This window comes from Streptomyces sp. SAI-127 (assembly GCF_029894425.1).
In the GTDB taxonomy this organism is placed as follows: domain Bacteria; phylum Actinomycetota; class Actinomycetes; order Streptomycetales; family Streptomycetaceae; genus Streptomyces.
In genome coordinates, this window is record NZ_JARXYJ010000001.1 from 5,044,015 (window position 1) to 5,066,219 (window position 22,205).

A 22,205-nucleotide genomic window follows, 5' to 3' on the forward strand; every position below is an offset into this window, starting at 1 on the left:
TTCCACGTCGGCGGGTACGCGGGTCGCCTGGTGGTAGTACATCCGCCACCCCGCGGCTCCGTCTTCCTTGCGCCAGACCGAACTGTGCCTGGTCCTGCGCTCGCCGAGGACGGTCTCGAACGTCAGATGGACCAGGCCCGGGGCCAGCAGCACTCCCGACATGTCCGAGGGCTCGTAGCGGGGACCGCTCGGTGAACTGCCCGGATGGTCGGGGAGTTCGGCGAGCATGGTCTCGTACGTCAAGCGTCGCCCGGACGCACCCACCTCCACGAACTGCGGGTCGAGAAGCTGTCCGGCGAGTTCACGCGAGGCGCGGACACGTGGATCCATGAGCTGCAGTTCACCCGCGATCGCCTGGTCCACATCGTCTCTTGCACTGTGGGTCAAGCGTGGCCCTCGCTCGCGTCGGCCAGGGCCAGGCCCGCGATCACGAGGACGAACGACACCGTGCAGATGATCTTCTGGCGACGGCTCCACAGGTCCCACCCCCGTTGCCCTTTGCTGCCGACGAGCATGCCGATCATGCCGACGAAGAACACGCCCATGCCGATCACCCGATGAAACGTACACCTCGCTCGGCTTCCGCACGGCCGACGGACTCGTGATCATGTCACCAGCCTGTGACAACGCTGTCCTCAAACGATGGCTCCGGGATCCCTTCGGCTCGCGGTCCCCTCATAGTGATCGAGCAGCACCGAGAGGCCGGAACCGATTCGGCCTCAACCAACCGATTTCCAGGGGGATTTCATGTCCGGCAACCGTCGCAAGGCCTTCCTCGTGTCCGCCGCTCTCATAGGTGGAGCCATGTTGATGACGGCGTGCCAGAACGCGGACGCGGCCGCCGACGCCGGCTCCTCGCAGGGCCCTTCGTCCAGCAGCCCGGTCGCCACCGCGGCCACTCCGTCCGGCTCGTCCACCGGGGGCGGCGGCCAGGGCTCCGAAGCGACGAACAACGGCACGAGCACCGGCACCGGCAAGGGCTCCGAGGACGGAGCCGGCTCAGGCGTCGACACCGGGGGCGGCAAGCGCGAGCCCGTCGAGCAGGGCTGTGGGGCCAACGACATCTCCTGGAGCACCAGGTCCGAGAGCCAGGCCGGTGGGTACATCCTGGTCATCGCGAAGGCGAAGCCGGGGATCACCTGTTACCTGCCCGCCGCGCTGCCGACCGTGGCGTTCGGATCCGACGGTACGCAGGCGGGTCCCGCGGAACAGTCCGTCGGTGAGCAGATCAAGCTGAGCGGGAGCACCGCCGCCTACGCCGGGGTGAATCCGAAGACCACCGGCACGGACGGCGGCAAGGAGCTGGACAGCATCATCGTCGCCGTCGGTGACGACGACCCCGACCCGGTGTCCCTGCCGGTCGGCACCATCACCGTCGACGAGCCGGTCGTCACCAACTGGCACACCGATCCCGCGGACGCCGTTCCCTTCAGCTGAAGCAACTCACGAGGAGACCGGCTACACCTCGTCCGTGGCGAACAGTTCGAGGTGTCCGCACTTGGGGCAGCGGAACGCCACTATCTGCCGTCGGGGGCGCCCCATCCGCTTGGCGCCCCCGAAGAGTCCCCGCTCCAACGCGCCCTCGATCCAACGCGCGTACCCGCGCGAGTGCTCGCCGGCGTCCTCGATGAAACCGTCCATCAGACCGACGGTGCCGCAGTGGGTGCATGTGTGGTTGTTCATCCCGCGAGTGTAGGAAGCGGGCCCTACGTCACCGCCAGTGCCGGCGCGGGTGCCGGCGCCCTCCCCACCCGCGCCCTCCGCAGGAACGGCTTCTCGATGGCGTAGTACGACAGCAGCGCCATCAGCAGCGTCAGCACCACCGTCGCCGTCAGCCGTCCCTCCTTCACGCCGAGGGAGGCCAGGAGCCGTACGACCGGATAGTGCCAGAGATAGATGCCGTAGCTCAGGTTGCGGCCCACCCAGGCCAGCGGGGTCAGGGCCAGCAGGCGGGACATGCGGGCCTCGGGGCGTAGTTCGAGCGCCGTGACCAGGGTGGCGGACAGGGCCGCCACCGCGAGGAAGCCGACCGTGTACCACGCGGCCGTCCAGGCACCGAGGTCCTCCGTCACCGGTACCTGCCAGGCGATCAGTCCCAGCAGGGCGAGCGCCGGCCACGCGAGGCGGCCGGACCAGGTGCGCAGGAGGGCCAGGCGGCGGTCGTCGGACCGCAGGCGGGCCAGGGCCACGGCGACCAGGGCGCCGGCCAGCAGCTGGTCGGCGCGGGTGTCGGTGCCGTTGTAGATGCGGTGGGCGGCTTCCGGGTTCCACAGGACGCAGCGCCACAGCAGCGGCAGCACGCACAGGGCCGCCGTGCACAGGAGGACCGTACGGGCCCGGAACCGTCGTAGGACAAAGAGCAGAGCGAGCGGCCACAGCAGGTAGAACTGCTCCTCCACGCCCAGCGACCAGGTGTGCGCGAGCGGGCTGGTGAGGTCGGAGTAGGGGCCGGACTCCATGGCCCGTACGACGTTGGTGAGGAAGACGGCCGACAGGCCCGCGGCCTGGAGCGAGCCGTCGAAGCCCCACAGGGAGGTCGTCGCCGCCAGCAGCGCGCAGACCGCGCACAGGGCCAGCAGCGCGGGGACGAGCCGCAGCCAGCGGCGCCGGTAGAAGGACATGAGGGAGATGCCGCCGCGGCGGACGTACTCGGCGAGCAGGAGGCGGGTGATGACGAAACCGCTGATGGTGAAGAAGACATCCACGGCCACCGCGCCGCCCGGCAGCATGTCGGGCTCCACGTGGTGGACGATGACCAGCGCGACCGCGAGGGTGCGCAGTCCATCCAGACCGCTCACCCGGCCGGTGCGGGAGACCGCGGACGGAAAACCCCGGCTCGCACGGGGTGCGACCGGGGCTGGGGGTCTGCGGACGCCGACCGCCGTATCCGCTCCTTCCTGCTCCTCTTCCGCCACGGCCGTCGAGTCCGGTGCCTTCGCCATGAAAGAGATCTCTTCTCACCTGCCCGCTGAATCGAGTAATCCCGGTGCGCCTAACCGGAAATCACGCTCGCATGCCTCTCTGGGCGTGGACTGTGAGAATTGATGACGTGCACATGACAAGATGGCTCGATCATTAAAGCCCGAGCCCCCTGGCCGACGCGTACGGCGCGGGCCAGGGAGGCGGCCCGACCCAGAAGCGCGTCCGAACGAGCTAGGCCGCCTCGGGTCGCGGGAAGTCCTCGTCCTCGTCCTCCCCGAAGTCCGGGGCCTGGAACGGGTTCGTGGTGGGAGGCGGCAGAGCCACGGGGGTGCGCTGGGGCTGCCCTTCCGGAGCGGAGAACAGCGAGGTCAGATCGATGAGAGAGGGTCCTTTCTCCTACAGCTTGGTCATCTTGGAGTACGGACTCAGGATCCGCATCTGCGATGAACCGAAATCCACGAGCACGGCGATTCCGTCCTCGACGCCGATAACCCGGCCGAGACCGTACATGTCGTGGGTGACCTGGTCGCCGACGGCGAAGTGCTTGGGCGCGGGGGCGACCGGGGCTTTGAAGGGACTGGTGGGCAAATGACGCTTCGGTGCAGCAGGCTTTGTCATCCTCCTCAGTATGCGCCTACGGCGGCCCCGCCCGCTCCGTCTGGCCAGGTCCCGATTCGAACACGGACGGGCTACGGACCGCTGAACGCGTCGCAACCCCCCGCTCCAGCCGGTCAAGAAGTCGGTAAGAACCCCTCCCCGCCTACAACTTTCGCTCCAGCCGTGTCGTCCAACCCTCGCGCCCGGCACCGGATCACCGCGCCGGGGTCCTTTTGTCCCATGTGGGGTATGTCATGATTTTTGTCCGTGCCGGGGTCGTGGGGGCGCTGGTCGTCGCCGGGCTCGGGAGTGGAGTCGCGTACGCCGATGACGCGGCGCAGAGCGACGGGCTGGAGATCCAGGCGCCGTACGAGCAGACGGTCGTCGTCGCGCCTGGTGACGGCGGTGCGGCGCAGTACCGGTCGATGGCGCTCGGGCTTCAGCACTACAACAGCGACTTCACCGTGACCGACGGGCGGCTGACCGTCGATGCCTCCGGGCTCGCCGGGGTCGCCGAGATCGCCTGGCCCGACAACTGCGTGCCGGACGACGCCGGTACCGTCGCCGTGTGCGACACCGGCGGCGTGCCGATCCGCTACAGCCCGCAGGTGCAGCTGAAGGTGCGGGCCGTGGCCGGCGCCGCCGTGGGCGCGCAGGGCGCGATCGAGTACTCCGCCACGGCCACCGGCGGCCCCGACGGCACTCTGACCGCCCCGGAGTACTCCGCTGAGACCTTCGTCACTGTCGGCTCCGGTCCCGACCTCGGCGTCAGCGCCCCGCAGGACGTCACCGGCGTCGCCCCCGGCACCGACCTCACCGTGCCGTTCTCCGTCACCAACACCGGCAACGAGACCGCGCACGGCTTCAGTGTGAAGCTGTGGGCGACGTACGGCCTCGACGTCACCACCCGCTACCCGCAGTGCACCTACACCGGCCCGGACGACACCGACGCCCAGTACCCGGCCATGACGTACGTGACCTGCTCCTTCGACACCGATGTCGCGCCCGGCGCCACCGTGGAGCTGCCCGAGCCGCTGCGGCTCGCCGTCACCGAGCACGCGCTGTACGAGCGGTTCGACTACGAGGTCGAGCCCGCCGGTGACGTCACCGACCTCGACACCTCGGACAACGGCCGCGCCTGGCACATCGACGCCGACAACACCGCCGACTTCGCCGTGCACGGCACCGAGGTGAGCGGCGCGCAGGGCGACACCGTCGACGCCGGTTTCCGCTTCGTCAACCGCGGCCCGGCCTGGGTCGCCGACGTCGCCTCGGGAGACCCGGTCCCGGCGATCGACTACTACCTCCCGCCGGGCACCACCGCCACGTCCGTGCCCGGCACCTGCCGGACCGCCCAGGCCTCCGCCGACGACCCGGCCGTCCCCCATTACGTGTGTACCCTGCCGACCTGGACCAAGCCAGACCTGAAGGTCGACTTCCCGTTCCGGCTGCGCGTCGACCAGGTCGTCCCCGACGCCAGGGGCCGGGTCGTCGTCCGTCCCTACGACGGCAGTGCGTCCTTCGCCTTCGACCCGAACACCAGGAACAACTCGGCGAAGGTGGTCGTCAACCCGTCCGCCTGACGGCGGCGAGGGGGGCGGGAGCGCGGCCGGCCCCCCTCATCCCCGTACGCTGCCCATCTCCCCCATGAATCCCGCCGGGTTGCTGTCGAACCCCCGGATCAGCTCCTTGAGGCGCCATGCCCCGGACGCGTCCCTGGTGAACTCCGCGATGGTCGCGGCCGTGGCGTCCGCGACGCCCGCGAAGTCGTCGGCCAGCAGTTGGCGGTAGCCCTCGACGACGAGCACCCCGGCGTGGGAGAGGTCGCCGAAGGTGCGGGGGCCGCCGGTCTGGTGGATGGCGACGCCGACCACCACCCGCCCGTAGGCCGACGACAGGCGCTCGAACTCCAGCTCCATCACCTCGACGACTCCGAGGCCGAGGCCGGTCTCGCTGTGCCGGATCATGGTGATGGTGCCGTCCGGCGAGCGGCTCTCGGTGTGCACGACGTACTCCGGCCGCCCGTACGGGTCACCCACCGCGTAGGTCGCGGCGACGATGTCGAGGTGCCGGGCCGGTTCCCCGTAGGCGCTCGGGTCCCACTTGAGCCGCACCTGGACCTTGCCAAGACCCACACCGTCGGCACGCATCAAGCCGCTCCCCGTCAGAGTTCCGCCGGGACCCTCCCGCTTGCTGAAGTATGTGCTCCGAGCAGCCTCTTGATACCTCACTGACGGTTATCTCCTGGTCAGATCTCGACCAGTAGCGGTCAGCCGGCCGCCGCCCCCGACCTGCGCCAGAGGTCGGTCGTCTCCTCGGCGGCGCCGGGCGCCACGAGCAGCAACGGCTGGTTGTGGGAGGGCAGTTCGGGCAGTGCCACCGCTCCCGCCTCCTGGGCGATCAGCAGCGCGGGGAGACCGTCGACGGCGTGGAAGGAACCGATCGCGGCCGCGGTCGCCCGGCCTGCCGCGACCTGCGCCAGGGAGAGGGCCGTGGAGCCCATCACGCGAACCGTGCAGTGCCGGTCGGCGAGTTCGGCGAGCAGGGCGTCCATGCCGGGCCAATGGGCGTGCGCCGCCCACTCGGTGAGGAAGACATGGCCGGTGAGGGTGGTGTGGGCGGCCGCGTGGACCCGGGTGCCGTTCAGATACGCCCCCCTGCCCCGGACCGCGGTGAACGTCTCGCCGCGCCACGGGTCCGCCACCACGCCGAGCAGCGGGGTGCCGTCGGCGGCGGCCAGACCCAGCGAGAAGGAGCACCAGCCCAGTCCGTGGGCGTAGTTGGTGGTGCCGTCGACCGGGTCGATCACCCAGTGCGGGGCACCGGCGGAGCCCTCCGTCGTGCCGTACTCCTCGCCGACGATCCCGTGGTCGGGGAAGGCCCGCCCGAGCACCTCGCGGGTGTACGTCTCCACCGCCTCGTCGGTGGCGGTCACGATGTCCGCGGGTCCGTCCTTCTCCCGCACCTCGGCCCCGGGGTCACGCGGGCGCTGGATGGTCTCCGACGCCCGAGCCGCGAGTTCCGTCGCGACCTCCATCGCCCGGTCGAGATCCACGTCAGCCATGTCTTCCACACTACGGGCACGGGGCCCGGCGACCGGCGACCTCCCGCTGAACCCCGGATGGATCCTGCCCCAACCTCACGCCGTCTCCTCCCCGCTCACCGAAGGGCGCAACGGCAGCGCCGTACTCACCTCGAAGCCGCCCTCGGGCCGCGGCCCCGCCCGGAGTTCGCCGCCGATGGAGTGGGCGCGTTCGCGCATGCCCATGACGCCGAAGCCCTTCACGGGCTCGGGGGCGGCCGCGGCGGGCGGGCCCTCGTCGGTGACCGTGATGAGGAGGCGGGTGCCGGAGTAGACGAAGCGGACGTGCGCGGTCTGGGTGGCCGCGTGCTTGGTGACGTTGGTGAGCGCCTCCTGCACGATCCGGAAGGCCGTCAGGTCCACGCCCGGCGACAGGGGCTGCGGCTCCCCCTCCGTGGCCACGGTGACGGTGATGCCCGCGGAGGCGCACGAGGAGACCAGTTCGGGCAGCCGGGCGAGGCCGGGGGCCGGTTCCGGCGGTGCGGAGCCCTCGTCGTCGGTCTGCCGCAGCAGGCCCAGCGTGGCCTTCAGCTCACGCAGCGCGGACGAGGTCGTGCCGGTGAGGTCGTGGAGGATCTGCTTGGTCTGCGGCGGGTTGACCAGCGCGAGGTGCTCGGCGGTACCGGCCTGGGCGTTGGCGAGGGCCAGGTGGTGGGCGACGACGTCGTGCAACTCCCGGGCGATCCGCATGCGTTCCTCGGTGACCCGGAGCCGCGCCTCCTCCTCCCGGGTGCGTTCGGCGTGCTCGGCTCGGGCCTGGGTGGCCTCGAGATAGGCCCGCCGCAGCCGGGTCATGGTGCCGGCCGCCAGCGGCAGCAGCAGCCAGAAGAACGGGCCGATCGTGCGGAGCAGCAGCGACAGGTGGTCCATGGAGTCGGACACGGCCGCCGCGATCGTCAGCGCCGCCATGGTGGCGATGCCGTAGGAGCGGACCGTCTCCCGTTCGGCGCGGGTGGCCAGCCAGTACAGGGACGTCATGACCGGGGCGAGGAGGAGCGGGGTGAGCAGATAGCCCTGTGCGATCACGATGGTGGCGCAGACCGCGTTCACCACGACGGTGACGCGGGGGTGGCTGCGGTGCAGGAACAGGGCGAGGCAGGAGATGCCCAGGAGGACGACGGCGGCCCTGTCGTCGCCCGGTGTGTCGGCGTTGGGCAGGGTGAGCGAGGCCCCGAGGGTCGCGGAGCCCATCAGTGCCGCGATCAGCGCCAGGTCGACGAGGAAGGGACGGCGGTCCGCGAACTCCTCCAGGCGGTCCGTGTAGCGCCGCTCCGGGCTGGTCGTCATCGGGTTCTCCGGTGGGTGGGCTCAGGGACCCATGGTGAGGGAACGGGGCCGCCCGCGTCGTACGACGACACGAGCGGCCCCTGGTGGGGGGTGGAGGTCAGACGCGTGCGGCCTCCTGGTCGGCGGGGACGGGCTCGGGGTCGGCGGCGCCCCTGGTGAGCGCCTCGCCCTCCACGTCCACCCGGGGCAGGATCCGGTCCAGCCACTTCGGCAGCCACCAGGCCTTGTCGCCGAGCAGGGCGAGCACGGCCGGCACGATGGCCATCCGGACCACGAAGGCGTCCAGCAGGACGGCGGTGGCGAGGCCGAAGCCGATCATCTTGATCATGGAGTCGCTCTCGCCGATGAACCCGGCGAAGACCGCGATCATGATCAGCGCGGCGGCCACGACCACCCGGGCGCTGTGCCGGAATCCCGAGGTGACGGCCTGGTGGGACGTCTCGCCGTGGACGTACGCCTCACGCATCCGCGAGAGGAGGAACACCTCGTAGTCCATGGCGAGGCCGAAGACGATGCCCACCAGGAAGATCGGCATCAGGCTCATGATCGGGCCGGTGGTCTCCACGCCCAGCAGTCCGGCGCCGTGCCCCTCCTGGAAGACCACGACGACCGCGCCGAGGGAGGCCAGGACGGAGAGCAGGAAGCCGAGGGCCGCCTTCAGCGGGACGAGCAGGGAGCGGAAGACCACCAGCAGCAGCACGATCGCGAGGCCCACCACGACGATCAGGTACGGCACCAGCGCGCTCTGCACCTTCTCGGAGATGTCGATGTTCAGCGCGGTCGTGCCGGTCACCTCGTAGGTCGCGCCGGTCTCGGACTCGATACCGGGGCGCTCGCCGCGGATGGTCGTGACGAGGTCCTTGGTCCTCTCGTCGGTCGGCGCGGTGGACGGCACGACCGAGAAGACGGCGGTGTCGCCGGCCTCGTTGAAGCGGGCCGGGGAGACGGACACGATCCCCTTCGTCGCACCGATGTCCTTCGAGATCGCCGCCGCGGCCGCCTGCGCGTCGTCGTCGCCCTTCGCGTCGACCACGACGGTCAGCGGACCGTTGAAGCCCGGCCCGAATCCCTCGGCGAGCGCGTCGTAGGCCCGGCGCTCGGTGGTGGAGGCCGGCTTGGCCTCGTCGCCGGGCATGCCCAGTTGGAGGGAGGTCATCGGCAGGGCGAGGGCGCCGAGGCCGACCACGCCGAGGATCAGGACGGGCAGCGGGCGGCGCAGGACGAACCGGGCCCAGCGGGTACCGCCGTTGTCCTTGGCCTCTTCTTCGATACGGCCCGGCCCGCGGTCCTTGCGGCGCAGCACCGCGTTCGGCCAGAAGCCGAGGAACGCCGGGACCAGGGTCAGCGCGATCAGTACGGCGACGACGACCGCGCCCGCCGCCGCCAGGCCCATCTTGGTGAGCATCGGGATGCCGACCACCGCGAGCCCGGCGAGGGCGATGACGACGGTGAGTCCCGCGAAGACGACCGCGGAACCGGCCGTACCGACCGCGAGGGCCGTCGCCTCCTGGGGTGCCCTGCCCCTGGCGCGTTCCTCCCGGTACCGGGAGACGACGAACAGGGCGTAGTCGATGCCGACGGCGAGCCCCAGCATCATCGCGAGGGTGCCGGTGGTGGTGGACAGGCCGAGGGCGTCGGAGAGGGCGAGGATCGTGGCCATGCTGACGCCGACGCCGATGAGCGCGGTCAGCAGCGGCAGTCCGGCCGCGGCCAGTGAGCCGAAGGTGACGAGGAGGACGACCGCGGCGATCGCGACACCGATCAGCTCGGCCGTACCGCCCGCGCCGCCGCCGTCGGCCATGGCGCTGCCGCCCGCGTCGACGGTCAGCCCGGTGTCCCGGGCCTCCTCGAGGGCGTGCTCCAGTTGCTCCTTGCTGGCGTCGGTGAGGTCGTCGGCGGCGACCTTGTAGGTGACGGTCGCGTACGCCGTCGTACCGTCCTTGCTCACCGCCTTCGCCTGGAACGGGTTCACGGCGCTCGCGACCTGCGAGCCGTCGGCCAGGCCGGCGACGGTGTCCTCGACGGCCTTCCTGTGGTCGGCGGCGGTGACCTTCTGGCCGTTCGGCGCGACGAAGACGACCCTCGCGGTCGCGCCGTCGGCCGTGGCCCCCGGGAAGCGCTGTTCCATCAGGTCGAACGCCTTCTGGGACTCGATGCCCGGCATCGAGAACCCCTCGTCGGCGGCGCCGGGCGCCTTCAGGGCTCCCAGCCCGACGGCTGCCAGGACGGCCGCCCAGACCAGGGCGACGTACCAGCGTCGTCGGAAGGCCAGGCGGCCCACGCGATAGAGGAAAGTAGCCACGGCGGGGGATCTCCACATCTGGTGCCGGACGGTCCACCCAGACTGGTCGGACGAGACCCGCCAAGTCGTCGTGCGCCTGCCGACAATTCCCGCTACTGAGAACGCAGTACGCGGCGGCCCCCGCATCCACCCCCGGGACTACGGCCTTTTCCGTTCCCTCACGGCCCGGCGGGAACCGGAACGCGTGTTCCTCTGTGTGTTCTCTGTGAGACAACCAGTTCTTTGAGGCTTGACCAGCCCAAGGGGGAACAGAAACAGTGAAGTTCAGACGACTCAGACTCGCCGGAGCCGCGGCGAGCGCGCTCGCCGTGGCCTGTACCGGACCGCAGGTGTGGGCCTCCGAACAGCACGAGACCGCCCCGGTACCGACCCTGACCTGGTCGGACTGTCAGGGCGGTTTCGAGTGCGCCGACGCCCGAGTGCCCCTGGACTACCGGGAACCGCAGGGCAGGACCATCACCCTGGCCGTCATACGCAAGAAGGCCGCCGACCCCTCGAAGCGCAAGGGCACGCTGTTCCTGCAGCCCGGCGGCCCCGGCAACTCCGGTGTGGACTTCGTGCGCGGCAACTACGACGACCTGCCGGCCGCACTGCGCGACGACTTCGACGTCTTCGGGTACGACGTCCGCGGGGTGGGCCGCAGCTCCCAGGTCGTGTGCTGGGACGACGCGACGTACACGAAGGCCGTCACCGCAGCCAAGGGCGTCCCCGGCCCCGACGCCTACGAGCCCGCCGTCCAGCAGGCCGCCGACTTCGACCAGGCCTGCCAGGACAACGCCGGCGATCTGCTGCCGTACGTCGGCACCCAGTACGTGGCCCGGGACATCGACCTCCTGCGGCAGGCGCTCGGTGAGGACCAACTCACGTACTACGGGCGCTCGTTCGGCTCCTACATCGGTACGGTCTACGCCGCGATGTTCCCGGACCGGGTCCGCGCGCTCGCGCTCGACGGGGCGTACGACCCGGAGCACTACACCAGCCGGCCCTACGCCTACGACCGCCCGCAGTACCTCGCCCTGGACGGCGCGATGGGCCGCTTCCTGGACTGGTGCAAGGCGGACCAGGCGACCTGCGGTTTCGGCGACGGCGATCCGCGGGCCGCGTTCCAGCAGCTCAAGGCGGACCTGGACGCCAACCCGGTGCCCACCGCCAACGGGGGCCAGGCCAACGGCTACACCCTCGTCTACCGGCTGATGTTCAACATCAACGAGGGCAAGGTCATCTGGCCCTCCTTCGGCGAGGCCCTGCGCAAGGCGCAGCAGCGCGACAACACGTCGTTCCTGCTGCGGCCGCCGTCCCCGGCCAGCTACGACTTCCTCAACCCGAACGTCGTCGTCGAGTGCGTCGACAAGAAGTACCCGACCGACCGGTCCCTGCTGAGGAGCCAGGTCACGACCAACGCCAGGCTGGCCCCGCTGCTGGGCCCGGCCATGGCCTACGGCCCGCCGACCTACGACCACCAGCACGCCACGGCCTGCGTGCAGTGGAAGGGCGAGCACGTCAGCCGCTACGGCGGCTCCTTCCGCGCGAAGGGCTCCGCACCGATCCTCGTCATCGGCAACACCGGTGACCCGGACACCCCGTACCAGGACGCGGTGGCCCTCTCCCGTCAGCTCGACAACGGCCGCCTGCTCACCTTCAAGGCCGAGGGGCACACCGCCTTCGGCCGCAGCGCCTGCGCGACGGACGCGATCACCAGCTACCTGGTGGACCTGAAGGTCCCGGCCCGCGGGGCGAGTTGCTCGGACGAGACCCAACCGCCGTCGTCCACCCCGACGGTGGCACCGCCCGGTACGACGCTCACGGAACTCCGCAACGGCGTGAGCGACCGAGTGGATCACATCGGCTCGCTGCGATAGCAGCGTGAGGGCCCGGGCCTCGGGGGGAGGCTCGGGCCCTCTCGCGTCACAACAGGCGGGTCAGTACAGCGCCACCCTCGGCTGCACAGTGCCCACCGCGTCAGCGTTGACCACCGTGATCCGGTAGACCTCGGTGAGGGTCTGGCCGGCGTGGAGCGTGCGCTGAGCGGTCGTCAGGTCGGTGAACAGCGTGCCGGTCTGGCTCGCGGTCTCCACCGGCCGCCAGCAGCCGTGCGCGGTGCGCTGCTCGACCACGACGTCCGACGGGGTGAGGAAGGGGCCCGCGTCCGGCGACTCCAGCAGGAGCTGCGGGGCGACGGTCCGGTCCGCCGAGGATTCGTTGCGGTAGGTGACGGTGACCTCGTGCCGCGCGCCGTCGGCCACGAGGGCCGTGGTGGGCAGGTCCACGAAGTCGACGGGTACGGCGGTCTGCCGGTCCTGCGCGGTGGCCGCGGCAGGCTTGGCAGGCGCGGCCGCGGCGGCGGGACCGGCGGCTGCCAGACCCGCGAGGGCCACGGCGACGGAAACGAATGCGATCTTGAGACGTCTGGTGCTCTTCGACACGTTCACTGTTCCTCGTGATGCGTGGGGGGTTTTAGGAGTTACCTGTAGATGAGACCTCGAGCAGTAGTAATACGTTGCCTGGATCTCGTGGACATTCCGTGGATACCGCCCGGTAGCTCACCTCGAACTCCCGTTGCCGTCATGGCGGACTGATAACTTCCGCGTCACCGGCCTGGGGGAACGTTGCCGGTACCTGACCTTCACAAATGAATCCAGGCGGAATTCCTTGCGCACCACTCGTGAATATCCAGGAGGAAGGCACCGCTGGGTGCCGAAGAGCCGGCGCGGGAGAATACTCGCGGCCTCGGGCATGTCCGTACTGGCATTGGCCCTCGTCGCTCCTCTCGCCTCCGCGGCCCTGACCAGCCCCTCCGACCCGACCACCCCGACACCGGGGGACCGTGTCACCAACACCTCCCAACTGCCGTCCGGCTGGCAGAAGTCCGGCGACCGGATCGTCACCTACGACGGTGACGGCACCGGACTGCACGTCCTGGTCGCCGACGCGGCCGACGCCTACACGTGGCACACCGCGGCCACCCTGTCCGAGCCGGGCATCGACACCGACCAGTGGATCGGCCAGACCTGTGTGACCGGGTCCGGCGACCGTGCCGTCGTGGTCTACGCGCCCCGGCAGGCCGTCAACGACCAACAGGGCTTCCAGCAGGGCGCGTTCGCGGCCGTGGTCGACCTGGCCGACGGCAACGTGACCAAGCTGCCCGAGCTGGTCTCCCTCGCCTACTTCAACCCCGGCTGCGGCGACGGCGAACAGGCCGTCCTCACCCGCCCCGAGGGCAACGGCACGCAACTGCTCACCGTCGACGCCGGGAAGGGAGAGCTGGTCCGGCAGCAGACCGTCGCCGGTCAGCTCACCTCCGCCGTGCCCTTCGGGAACAAGATCGCGGCCGCCCGGGGCGACTCCGTGGTCTCGGTGGACGCCAAGGGCGCGACCAGCACCCTGGCCAGGACCGACGGCACGCCGTTCCGGCTGGTGCCGGACGCGCACAGCGGGCTCGCCTACCAGGTCCCGGCCGGCAAGAAGGTGCAGGTCCGCCGGGTCACCTCGGCGGGCTCCGACAAGCTCCTCGGCTCCGGCGCGCTCGGCGCCCTCGCGGTGCACGGCAACGGCGGCCGGGTCTTCGTGACCGGCAAGGACGCCGAGGACGCCGTGCCGGCCCTGCCGAAGAGCTGGCGGACGCTGGACGTGCCGGCCTCCGCCGAGGTCTCCACCACCGGCGACCTCGCGCTGACCTCCGTCGGCAACGGCACCGAGGCGGCCGGCGGCAAGAAGGCCGCCGCGGACATCGCCCAGTCGGTCGGCATCAACGCGGTGGTGCCCGGCTCCGACACCGCCTTCGGCTTCCGCGTGAAGCCCAGGGCGCCGAAGGGGACTCAGGGCGAGGAGCAGTCCCCGGCCCTGACGGACGGGATCCACACCAACAGCATCACCCCCGGCGACGACGACCCGTCGACCTCCACCACCGACCCCGACCGCGCCTGCGCCGTCACCCGCAACGACCCGAAGCTCCAGTCGCTCCAGCCCTCGACCGCACAGGCCGAGTGGGCGACGGATCTCGCCGTGCAGGGCAAGCTCGACGTGCGCCGCCGCAGCGGCTGGAACGGCAGCGAACTCCCGTCGTACACCCCGCAGGGCCTGTTTCCGTCCACCCCGCTCAAGGGCGGCGGCCGGGTGCCCGCGCAGATCATGCTCGGGGTGCTCTCCCAGGAGTCCAACCTGCTCCAGGCCAGTTCCCGGGCGGCCGCGGGCGAGAGCAGCAACTTCATCCAGGGCGGCTACTACGGCAACGCCGGCAGCGTCCACACCGTCGACTGGGCCGCCGCCGACTGCGGTTACGGCATCTCCCAGGTGACCAGCGGCATGGCCGCGGCGGACACCACCTACACCGCCGAGCAGCAGCAGGCGATCACCGTGGACTACGCGGCCAACATCGCCGCGGGGCTCCAGATCCTCCAGGACAAGTGGAACCAGCTGTACGACAAGGGTCTGCTCGTCAACGGCGGCGACCCGCAGTACCTGGAGAACTGGTGGCTCGCGCTGTGGGCCTACAACAGCGGCTTCAACCTGCCCAGTTCGACGGACGCGAGCGCGCCGTGGGGCCTCGGCTGGTTCAACAACCCGGCCAACGGCCTCTACCCGGCCGACCGGAAGATGTTCCTGTCGTCCGGCTACGACGACGCCCGCAACCCCAACCTGTGGTCGTACCCGGAGCGGGTGCTCGGCTGGGCGGCGTACTCCCAGCAGAAGACCGACCCGGCGACCGGGGCGACCGTGCGGGCGTTCACCGTCGGCGACTGGCCCACCGGCAACGCGCCCGACGCCCAGCCGCCGCACGACACGTTCTGCAAGCCCACGCTCAACGACTGCGACATCACCAAGCCGCGCAAGGTCGAGGGGTCCACCCAGCCCGAGGGGCCCTGCCAGCGGGACGACTTCAAGTGCTGGTGGAACCAGCCGGTGAGCTGGACGGACTGCACGGCCACCTGCGGCACGGAGGTGCTGAAGTACCAGGCGACCGATCCCGAGCCGGCGGTCGCGGCTCCGCACCCGGCGGCCTGCGCGTCCACCCTCCCTTTGAACGCGCTGATCGTGGACGACGTGCCGAACACGGTGAAGTTCCGGGTCGGTGACGCCAACCCCTGTGCGGGCGAGAAGAACTGGACCAGCCGGGGGACGTTGAAGTTCACCTTCGGGTCGGCGCAGCAGAACGGTGCGACCGTCTATCCCTCGAAGATCGACTTCCATCAGCTGGGCGCGGGCTTCGGCGGGCACTTCTGGCTCACCCACACCCGGGTGCCGAGTTACACCGACTCGGTCGTCACCGGCACCTGGACGCCGGACCGGAAGATCGGCGGCTGGGCGGAGGTCATGGTCCACCTGCCCGACCACGAGGCCAACACCCCGTCGGCCAAGTACCGCATCGACCTCGGTGACGGCACGGTCGTGGAGAAGACGATCTCCCAGGACACGGGCGGCAAGAACACCTGGGTCTCCCTGGGCTCCTACGAGTTCAAGGGCACCCCGAGCGTCTCCCTGAGCTCGGCCACGGCGGACGGCACCGGCGACGCGTCGATCGCCTGGGACGCGCTGGCGTTCGTCCCACTGAAGGAAAAGCCGACGGACACGGCGTCCCCGTCCCCGTCCTCACAGAAGTAACCACGCGGGAGCGGACTCCGAAGCGCCCGCCACCGGTCGACCTGACCGGCGGCGGGCGCTGTGGCATGTGGGGCGGATCCGCGGACACGGGCCGACGGACGTCACCGGCTAACGGCCGACTTGCGAGCACAGGCCGGCCGACGAACGGACCGGGGCGGCGCCGGGCCGCGGCCGCCCCACGGCCACAGACCGACGGACGACACGGCCGACGGCCGATCCGCGAACCCAGGCCACCCGACAGCGCCGGTCAGCCGACGAACGGACCGGGGCGGCGAGGCGGCACCGCCCGCGCCCGCACCACAGCCACCGGCCGGCAGATGACACCGGCTGTCGACGAACGGGCCAACCGACACCCCCGGCCAACCCCGAACAGGCCGAGGCAGCACCAGCCAGCGCCTGACCCACGACCGCGCACCGGCCGACAACCCCGGTCAACCCACGTCACCGCTCGACCGGCGACGCGGCGGCCGTACCCACCCTGGCTGATCTCAGGGACTCAGCCCGTGGCATGCGCCCCGGCCCGTGCGGCCTCGACGAACGCGGTGATCAGGGTCGGGTCCTTGACGCCGCGGCTTGCCTCCACGCCGCTGGAGACGTCGACGCCCCAGGGGCGGGTGACGTCGACGGCCTCGCGGACGTTCTCCGGCGTGAGGCCCCCGGCGAGGAGCCACTTCTCCCCGGCGCCGGCCACCTGCTTGCGGGACCAGTCCCAGGCGATGCCGGACCCCGGCACCGGGGCGTCGAGCAGCAGCATGTCCTCGCCCAGTTCCCCGCAGCGCGGCACGGAGTCGCCGAAGGCGGCCGCGCGGATCAGGGTCCAGCCGCCGGACGCGAGTTCGGCGTAGTAGTCGCGGTCCTCGGGGCCGTGCAGCTGGACGGCCCCGATCCCCGACTCCGCGGCCACGGAGCGTACGTACTCCAGGGGTTCACGGCGGAACACCCCCACCGTCACGACGCTCTCGGGGACCCTGGCGGCCAGCCGCGCCGCCGTCGCGGGGTCGATGCGGCGCGGGCTGTCGGAGAAGACGAACCCGATGGCGTCGGCGCCGGCCTCGACGGCCGTGTCGACGTCCTGCTCGGTCCGCAGGCCGCAGATCTTCACGAAGAGCGTCATGCCGCCACCGTATCCAATTCGCGTCCATGAACAACGATCACATACATAACCGTTGACGCGACCATGGCAAGCGCTTACCTTCCGAACGATACGTGCCCCCGTCGCCGCACACCATGGAGACGAACGATGCACCTGAGACCAGTCATCACATCCGTCGGCCTCATCGCCGGCACGCTCGTCGCACTGTCCGGCACCACCGCACAAGCCGCCACCACCCGCTACGAGGCCGAGACCGCGCCCGCCATCTGCACCGGAGCCGTCGAGACCGAGTACGCCGGATACTCCGGCAGCGGATTCTGCAACGGCACCAACGCCACCGGCGCCTACGCCCAGTTCACCGTGTCCGCACCCGCATCGGGCACGGCGACCCTGAGCGTCCGCTTCGCCAACGGCACCACCACCGCCCGCCCCGCGGACATCATCGTGAACGGCTCGACGGTCTCGTCGGCGTCCTTCGAGTCCACCGGCACCTGGACCGGCTGGACCACGAAGACGCTCACCGTCCCGGTGAACGCGGGCAGCAACACCGTCCGGCTCAACCCGAGCACCGCGAACGGCCTGCCCAACGTCGACTACCTGGACGCCGAGACGTCCGGCACGACGACCCCGCCGCCGTCGAGCAGCGCCCTGTACGTGTCACCGAGCGGCACCGACAGCGCGGCCGGCACGGCGACCGCCCCGACCACCCTCACCTCGGCGATCAGCCGCATCTCCGCCGGCGGCACGATCTACATGCGCGGCGGGACGTACGCCTACTCCTCGACGGTGACCATCCCGGCCGGCAGCAACGGCACCTCGTCCGCACGCACCACGCTCTCCGCCTACCCGGGCGAGACTCCGGTGCTCAACTTCTCGGCACAGAGCGAGAGTTCGACCAACCGCGGAATCCAGCTCAACGCCAACTACTGGAAGATCTACGGCCTCGTCGTCGAACGCGCCGGGGACAACGGCATCTACGTCGGCGGCAGCAACAACGTCGTCGAGCGCACGGTGACCCGCTTCAACCGTGACACCGGCCTCCAGCTGGGCCGGATGGCCTCCTCCACCCCGGCGAGCCAGTGGCCGGCCAACAACCTGATCCTGAGCGCCGAGTCCCACGACAACGCCGACTCCGACGGCGAGGACGCCGACGGCTTCGCCGCGAAGCTCACCACCGGCACCGGGAACGTGTTCCGGTACGCCGTCTCCCACAACAACATCGACGACGGCTGGGACCTCTACACCAAGACCGACACCGGCGCGATCGGCCCGGTGACCATCGAGTACTCGCTGTCCTACGGCAACGGCACGCTCACCGACGGCTCCCAGGCCGGCAACGGCGACCGCAACGGCTACAAGCTCGGCGGCGACTCCATCGCGGTCAACCACGTGGTGCAGCACAGCATCGCCTACGGCAACGGCCATCACGGATTCACCTACAACAGCAACCCCGGCTCGATGACCATCACGAGCAACGTCTCCGTCGCCAACACCGAGCGCAACTTCAACTTCGAGACCGGCACCTCGGTCTTCCGCGGCAACACCTCGTGCAACAGCGGAGCCAACGACCGGTTCGTCGGTGACGCCGACAGCTCCAACCAGTTCTGGTCCGGCACCAACGGCTCCCGCTGCTCCACCTACGCGGGCGCCCTGGGCTGGTCCTACGCCTCCAACGGCAGCTTGGTCGTGACCTTCGGCGGCAAGCAGGTCACGCTGTAGGACACGGCGGGGACCCCGGGATCCGTACCCGGGGTCCCCTCGCCGTCACTGCTTGGGCGCGGCCTGCTGGACGACCTCGAAGGTCCACAGCGTCGAGCCGGAAGCCGCGGGCTTGGGGCGGCCCTGCTCGCCGCCGCCCCCGTGCGAGGCCTGTGCCATCCCGGACATCCACTTCTGGAAGTCCTCCTCGCCACGCCAGCGTGTGTAGACGAGGTAGGTGTCGGTGCCCTCGACCGGGCGCAGCAGCTCGAACCACTCGAATCCGTCGGAGTTCTCGACGGTCCCCGCGCGGGAGGCGAACCGCTTCTCCAGCGTCTCGCGCTGCTCCTCGGGGACCGTGAGGACGTTGATCTTGACGATGCTCATGACGGCCATTGTGCGCCACAGGGCATCAGAGGGACGTCAGCGTGCCGCGGCCCGGGCGGGCACCTCGCCCTTCCCGCCGACGACGGCGGTCTCCATCACGGCGGTGGTGCCGAACAGGGTCTCGGTCGTGATGCCCCGGTCCGGGTCGGTGACGTAGAAGCGGGAGCCGAGCAGGGCGAGGGTCTCCTTGTCGAAGATCCACTCGTCGCGGGTGGCGAAGCCGGTGTCGTCGAGGGTGATGGCGATCCCGTGCCGGCCGGCCGCGTCGACGGCGTCGGGGATCTCCCGCACACCGGGCAGCTTCGCGGCCGCCTTGTAGAAGGCGGCGGCGTTCGCGGGCGGCATGATGGTGCCGCCGATCAGATCGCCGATCAGGGAGAAGACCGCCTGGTCCCGCGACTCGCCCTCGACCGGCCTGGCCTGCTCGCGGAGCCTGGCGAGCAGGGTGTCGGGGTCGGTGGGCAGCGAGGCCAGCCACCGGTAGGTGGGGTGGTCGACGCCCGCCGGACGGGGATCGGGGGACTCGATGGGGAGCATCTGGTCCGGCATGATCGCGTCCTTGCCGCCGGCCCTGATCCACCCGGTGACCCGGAGCGGGCCGGGGTCCTGGGAGGTCCACCGCTCCTCGGTGTGCAGGGCGCCGAGCCGCACCGGGCCGGTGAAGGTGCCCGTGTTCTCGCGAACCAGCGTCCTGACGTACACGAACTGGTCGTCCCGCACCCGGACCGTGTCGCTCGCCATGGCGGCCGTGGCGATCCGGTTGAGGGTGACGGAGGCGGCGGCCGTGGTCGCGGACGGGGCGGGCCCGGTCGCCGGGCCGCGTCCGTCCACCGAGAGGGTCACGAGCAGGGCGCCGGTCAGGGCCGCGGAGGCCAGCGGCACCAGCACGGCGGGCCGCAGGAACCGGCTCCGCCGAGGCGTGACCCCTGTGTCGTGATCGATCTGCTGCATCAGTACGTCCTTGAAGTGACGGTGGCGCTCCGGCGGGAGGTCCCACTCCGCCGGGGTCGACAACAGCTCCTCGGCCTCGCTCATCGGATCTCCTCCCGCAGGAACAGGGCCGCGAGCGCGGCCTCACTCTCCATCTCTCCGTGGACCCGGGGTGGTTCCGTCCCGGTTCGCCCCTGTTCCTCCGCGCTCAGTCGCGCGAGCCGGGCCCGGGCGCGGGACAGCCGGGAGCGCACCGTGCCGACCGGGACGCCGAGCGCCTCCGCGGCCTGCCGGTAGTCGAGCCCGGCGGACACGCACAACGCGAGCACCTCACGGTCCTGCCGTCCGATCCGGCTCAACGCCCGGTGCACGACGGCCAGTCGGCGGGCGTCGTCGATCCTGCCCGCCGTCTCCTCGGCGAAGTCCTCGACCGGGCGCGGCTCGGGGCTGCGGGCCAGGAAGGCGAGCCTGCGCCGCAGACCCCGGTTGGCGTTGTACGCCTTGTGCGTGGCGATGCCGAGCAGCCAGGGCTTGAGCGAACCGCCCTCGGGCTCCACCGTCTCCCTCGTCCGCCAGGCGGCGAGGAAGGTCTCGGACATCGCCTCCTCGGCCTCCGCCCAGTTCCCGGTCAGCCGCAGGGCGTGGTTGTAGACCGCCCGCGCGTACCGGTCGTACAACTCCCCGAAGGCCGCCCGGTCCCCGGCCCGTATCCGCTCCCGGTCCGGTTCCGCCACTTCTTTTTCCCTCACACCCGTAACGCTCCGCACCTCGACCCGGAGTTCCTGTGCTCTACGACACACGCTGCCGACCTCGCCCCGCCCACCCCTCCCCGCGGAGCGCTTACGCTGCGTCCATGGAGCAGCGAGAGGTCATGCAGAACGTCGTCGGCATCCTCACCGAGGCACTGGAGATGCGACGGCAGGCCCGCGAACACCCCGACCGGCAGGCCGCGCTGACCGGCGCCATCTCCGCGCTTCTCGTGGAGACCCTCCCACGGATCCACCTTCCCGCGGACGCCAGTGGCCTCGCGGCGGCGGACGCCGTGGCCGAGGAGCTGGGGCCCGCCATCGCGAGCATCGCCAACTGCTTCGCGTTCGCCTTCGTGCAACTGGCCGAGGTCCACGACTCGGGCCGCACCGACACCTCCGCGGAGGTGCTGCGGCACATCTCCCTCCAGTTCGCGGGCGGCGCGCAGAAGTAGCCGCGAGCCCCGCCGACATTCCCGCGGCGAAACGACATCCGATCCGGCGCGAGCGACGAACAGCATCAGGGGAGGCACCGGAACGGGCTCCCGGGGCGACGAGGGAGGCGCCGGGAGCCCGTTCGTGTGCGGTGGCGGGTCACCTTTTGGGCAGGCCCAGCCGGCCCCGGGTCGCGGCCAGCAGGATCAGGGCCGCCGCCGTCGTGCTGAGCAGGAGGGCGTGGGCGAGGTCGCCGTCGGACAGCGAGGGGAACATGTCCGACCAGGCGATCGAGAAGAAGTTGTTGACGCCGGTGTGCAGCAGCATGACCAGCGGCATGCTCTCGCCGGACTTGTTGAACACCCAGGTCATCACGCAGCTGAACGTGATCGTCATCGCGATGAACTCCACCGGCACGGTCCACGCCACGTGCGGCCCGCCGCCCCACTCCGTGAGGAACAGCGGCAGGTGCCAGCAGCCCCACAGCGCGCCGACGAGGAGGGTCGCGGTCAGGGGGCCGTAGCGACTCTGCATCCGCGGCATCGCGAACTCCCGCCAGCCGGGCTCCTCCGCGAGACCGGTGGTGATCATCTGGATGAGCAGTCCGGGAAGAAAGGCGGCGAGGACCATCGCGGGCGGCATGGCGGGACCCCGGCCGGCCAGCGCGGCCGAGGCGAGGGTCAGCGTGGCCGGCACCGCGAGCAGGACGACCAGGTACCAGCGCCAGCTCACCTTGAACTTGGTCATCCTGGCCCGCCAGGTCCGCAGGCCCGCGCGTCCCTCCGTGAGCCCGGTGACGAGCAGGGCCGAGGCGATCGGGCCGAGGTAGGCGCCGGGCAGGACGCCCGTGAGCTGGGTGGCGCCGCCGGAGCCTGGGAAGGCGAAGTGCCAGACGCCGAGGCCGTTCTCGGAGAGGACGTACGGCGTCCAGGCGGCCCAGCTCAGTGCGAAGGCCAGCGTGAAGAACCAGGTCAGGGGGTTGCGGCGGATGCTGCCGCGCAGGCCGCGGTCAGCTTGCGGAGCGGGTCGGTCTTCGGTGCCGGTTTCGGTGGTCAGGGGCGCTTGGACGCTCACCGCGGATCCCTTCGGAGGGGGCTGATGTGATGGCTCCAGCACACCAGCGCGGCG

Annotated in this window: 20 protein-coding genes and 1 pseudogene; 6 read left to right on the forward strand and 15 right to left on the reverse strand. The window is 70.8% G+C overall.

Features of this window, described 5'->3' with window-relative positions:
* Nucleotides 1-9: 9 nt before the first annotated feature.
* Nucleotides 10-387 (reverse strand): annotated as a pseudogene (locus M2157_RS23080) (nuclear transport factor 2 family protein); the annotation flags it as partial.
* The gene (locus M2157_RS23085) at nt 384-554 is read right to left on the reverse strand and encodes a hypothetical protein (protein WP_280863549.1); all 171 of its coding nucleotides are present in this window, start codon (nt 552-554) and stop codon (nt 384-386) included. The gene M2157_RS23085 and the pseudogene M2157_RS23080, both read right to left, overlap by 4 nt.
* A gap of 193 nt (nt 555-747) precedes the next feature.
* On the opposite strand from M2157_RS23085, the gene M2157_RS23090 reads away from it, so the two are divergent.
* Complete coding sequence (locus M2157_RS23090; RefSeq protein ID WP_280863550.1) at nt 748-1,437, forward strand: DUF4232 domain-containing protein; 690 nt, start codon at nt 748-750, stop codon at nt 1,435-1,437.
* A 21-nt stretch (nt 1,438-1,458) separates the two neighbouring features.
* Here M2157_RS23090 and M2157_RS23095 read toward each other — a convergent pair whose 3' ends face one another.
* The 3 genes from M2157_RS23095 to M2157_RS23105 form a co-directional block, all read right to left on the reverse strand.
* Nucleotides 1,459-1,683 carry a hypothetical protein gene (locus tag M2157_RS23095; protein ID WP_280866101.1) on the reverse strand — a complete coding sequence of 75 codons (225 nt, stop codon included), beginning with the start codon at nt 1,681-1,683 and terminating at the stop codon, nt 1,459-1,461.
* 23 nt (nt 1,684-1,706) lie between these two features.
* A complete protein-coding gene (locus tag M2157_RS23100; protein ID WP_280863551.1) occupies nt 1,707-2,942 on the reverse strand; it encodes an acyltransferase in 1,236 nt (411 codons plus the stop codon).
* A 376-nt stretch (nt 2,943-3,318) separates the two neighbouring features.
* Nucleotides 3,319-3,540 (reverse strand): hypothetical protein, encoded by a 222-nt coding sequence (locus M2157_RS23105; protein ID WP_037706913.1) that lies wholly within the window; start codon nt 3,538-3,540, stop codon nt 3,319-3,321.
* 233 nt (nt 3,541-3,773) lie between these two features.
* Between M2157_RS23105 and M2157_RS23110 the strand changes: the two genes are divergently transcribed.
* Nucleotides 3,774-5,102, forward strand: coding sequence for a hypothetical protein (locus tag M2157_RS23110; RefSeq protein ID WP_280866102.1), 1,329 nt, complete (start codon nt 3,774-3,776; stop codon nt 5,100-5,102).
* Between the two features lie 36 nt (nt 5,103-5,138).
* On the opposite strand, the gene M2157_RS23115 is transcribed toward M2157_RS23110, so the two are convergent.
* From M2157_RS23115 to M2157_RS23130, 4 genes are all read right to left on the reverse strand, one after another.
* On the reverse strand, nt 5,139-5,669 hold the full coding sequence (locus tag M2157_RS23115) for a TerD family protein (RefSeq protein WP_280863552.1): 531 nt from the start codon (nt 5,667-5,669) through the stop codon (nt 5,139-5,141).
* Between the two features lie 119 nt (nt 5,670-5,788).
* Complete coding sequence (locus M2157_RS23120) at nt 5,789-6,583, reverse strand: inositol monophosphatase family protein (protein ID WP_280866103.1); 795 nt, start codon at nt 6,581-6,583, stop codon at nt 5,789-5,791.
* 75 nt (nt 6,584-6,658) lie between these two features.
* Nucleotides 6,659-7,888, reverse strand: a complete 1,230-nt coding sequence (locus M2157_RS23125) for a sensor histidine kinase (RefSeq protein WP_280866104.1) — start codon at nt 7,886-7,888, stop codon at nt 6,659-6,661.
* A gap of 97 nt (nt 7,889-7,985) precedes the next feature.
* Nucleotides 7,986-10,190, reverse strand: coding sequence for an MMPL family transporter (locus tag M2157_RS23130; RefSeq protein WP_280866105.1), 2,205 nt, complete (start codon nt 10,188-10,190; stop codon nt 7,986-7,988).
* A gap of 257 nt (nt 10,191-10,447) precedes the next feature.
* Here M2157_RS23130 and M2157_RS23135 point away from each other — a divergent pair, with 257 nt between their 5' ends.
* Complete coding sequence (locus M2157_RS23135) at nt 10,448-12,049, forward strand: alpha/beta hydrolase (protein WP_280863556.1); 1,602 nt, start codon at nt 10,448-10,450, stop codon at nt 12,047-12,049.
* A 60-nt stretch (nt 12,050-12,109) separates the two neighbouring features.
* Here the strand turns inward: M2157_RS23135 and M2157_RS23140 are convergent, their stop codons facing one another.
* The gene (locus M2157_RS23140; RefSeq protein WP_280863557.1) at nt 12,110-12,613 is read right to left on the reverse strand and encodes a signal peptide protein; all 504 of its coding nucleotides are present in this window, start codon (nt 12,611-12,613) and stop codon (nt 12,110-12,112) included.
* A gap of 310 nt (nt 12,614-12,923) precedes the next feature.
* On the opposite strand from M2157_RS23140, the gene M2157_RS23145 reads away from it, so the two are divergent.
* On the forward strand, nt 12,924-15,788 hold the full coding sequence (locus tag M2157_RS23145; protein ID WP_280863558.1) for a hypothetical protein: 2,865 nt from the start codon (nt 12,924-12,926) through the stop codon (nt 15,786-15,788).
* A gap of 496 nt (nt 15,789-16,284) precedes the next feature.
* Here the strand turns inward: M2157_RS23145 and M2157_RS23150 are convergent, their stop codons facing one another.
* Nucleotides 16,285-16,902 (reverse strand): phosphoribosylanthranilate isomerase, encoded by a 618-nt coding sequence (locus M2157_RS23150; protein WP_280863559.1) that lies wholly within the window; start codon nt 16,900-16,902, stop codon nt 16,285-16,287.
* A gap of 126 nt (nt 16,903-17,028) precedes the next feature.
* Here M2157_RS23150 and M2157_RS23155 point away from each other — a divergent pair, with 126 nt between their 5' ends.
* Nucleotides 17,029-18,600: a carbohydrate-binding protein gene (locus tag M2157_RS23155; protein ID WP_280866106.1), complete on the forward strand. Its 1,572-nt coding sequence runs from the start codon at nt 17,029-17,031 to the stop codon at nt 18,598-18,600.
* Nucleotides 18,601-18,645: 45 nt separating this feature from the next.
* Here M2157_RS23155 and M2157_RS23160 read toward each other — a convergent pair whose 3' ends face one another.
* From M2157_RS23160 to M2157_RS23170, 3 genes are read right to left on the reverse strand one after another with little or no spacing between them, the layout of a single operon-like run.
* Nucleotides 18,646-18,966: an antibiotic biosynthesis monooxygenase gene (locus M2157_RS23160; RefSeq protein ID WP_057608921.1), complete on the reverse strand. Its 321-nt coding sequence runs from the start codon at nt 18,964-18,966 to the stop codon at nt 18,646-18,648.
* 36 nt (nt 18,967-19,002) lie between these two features.
* Nucleotides 19,003-20,001 carry a CU044_5270 family protein gene (locus M2157_RS23165; RefSeq protein ID WP_280863561.1) on the reverse strand — a complete coding sequence of 333 codons (999 nt, stop codon included), beginning with the start codon at nt 19,999-20,001 and terminating at the stop codon, nt 19,003-19,005.
* Nucleotides 19,998-20,630 carry an RNA polymerase sigma factor gene (locus M2157_RS23170; RefSeq protein ID WP_280866107.1) on the reverse strand — a complete coding sequence of 211 codons (633 nt, stop codon included), beginning with the start codon at nt 20,628-20,630 and terminating at the stop codon, nt 19,998-20,000. Before M2157_RS23170 ends, M2157_RS23165 begins: the two co-directional genes overlap by 4 nt.
* 119 nt (nt 20,631-20,749) lie before the next feature.
* On the opposite strand from M2157_RS23170, the gene M2157_RS23175 reads away from it, so the two are divergent.
* Nucleotides 20,750-21,097, forward strand: coding sequence for a hypothetical protein (locus M2157_RS23175; RefSeq protein WP_280863563.1), 348 nt, complete (start codon nt 20,750-20,752; stop codon nt 21,095-21,097).
* 139 nt (nt 21,098-21,236) lie between these two features.
* Here the strand turns inward: M2157_RS23175 and M2157_RS23180 are convergent, their stop codons facing one another.
* Nucleotides 21,237-22,151, reverse strand: coding sequence for a CPBP family intramembrane glutamic endopeptidase (locus M2157_RS23180; protein WP_280863564.1), 915 nt, complete (start codon nt 22,149-22,151; stop codon nt 21,237-21,239).
* Nucleotides 22,152-22,205: the final 54 nt, after the last annotated feature.

Excerpts from the sequence above, each read along its gene's own strand:
- M2157_RS23095 (WP_280866101.1), bottom strand. The coding sequence starts at position 1,683 with ATGAACAACCACACATGCACCCACTGCGGCACCGTCGGTCTGATGGAC.
- M2157_RS23175 (WP_280863563.1), top strand. The coding sequence starts at position 20,750 with ATGGAGCAGCGAGAGGTCATGCAGAACGTCGTCGGCATCCTCACCGAG.
- M2157_RS23125 (WP_280866104.1), bottom strand. The coding sequence starts at position 7,888 with ATGACGACCAGCCCGGAGCGGCGCTACACGGACCGCCTGGAGGAGTTC.
- M2157_RS23155 (WP_280866106.1), top strand. The coding sequence starts at position 17,029 with ATGCACCTGAGACCAGTCATCACATCCGTCGGCCTCATCGCCGGCACG.
- M2157_RS23100 (WP_280863551.1), bottom strand. The coding sequence starts at position 2,942 with ATGGCGAAGGCACCGGACTCGACGGCCGTGGCGGAAGAGGAGCAGGAA.
- M2157_RS23110 (WP_280866102.1), top strand. The coding sequence starts at position 3,774 with ATGATTTTTGTCCGTGCCGGGGTCGTGGGGGCGCTGGTCGTCGCCGGG.
- M2157_RS23120 (WP_280866103.1), bottom strand. The coding sequence starts at position 6,583 with ATGGCTGACGTGGATCTCGACCGGGCGATGGAGGTCGCGACGGAACTC.
- M2157_RS23090 (WP_280863550.1), top strand. The coding sequence starts at position 748 with ATGTCCGGCAACCGTCGCAAGGCCTTCCTCGTGTCCGCCGCTCTCATA.
- M2157_RS23115 (WP_280863552.1), bottom strand. The coding sequence starts at position 5,669 with ATGCGTGCCGACGGTGTGGGTCTTGGCAAGGTCCAGGTGCGGCTCAAG.
- M2157_RS23150 (WP_280863559.1), bottom strand. The coding sequence starts at position 16,902 with ATGACGCTCTTCGTGAAGATCTGCGGCCTGCGGACCGAGCAGGACGTC.
- M2157_RS23105 (WP_037706913.1), bottom strand. The coding sequence starts at position 3,540 with ATGACAAAGCCTGCTGCACCGAAGCGTCATTTGCCCACCAGTCCCTTC.
- M2157_RS23165 (WP_280863561.1), bottom strand. The coding sequence starts at position 20,001 with ATGAGCGAGGCCGAGGAGCTGTTGTCGACCCCGGCGGAGTGGGACCTC.
- M2157_RS23145 (WP_280863558.1), top strand. The coding sequence starts at position 12,924 with ATGTCCGTACTGGCATTGGCCCTCGTCGCTCCTCTCGCCTCCGCGGCC.
- M2157_RS23160 (WP_057608921.1), bottom strand. The coding sequence starts at position 18,966 with ATGAGCATCGTCAAGATCAACGTCCTCACGGTCCCCGAGGAGCAGCGC.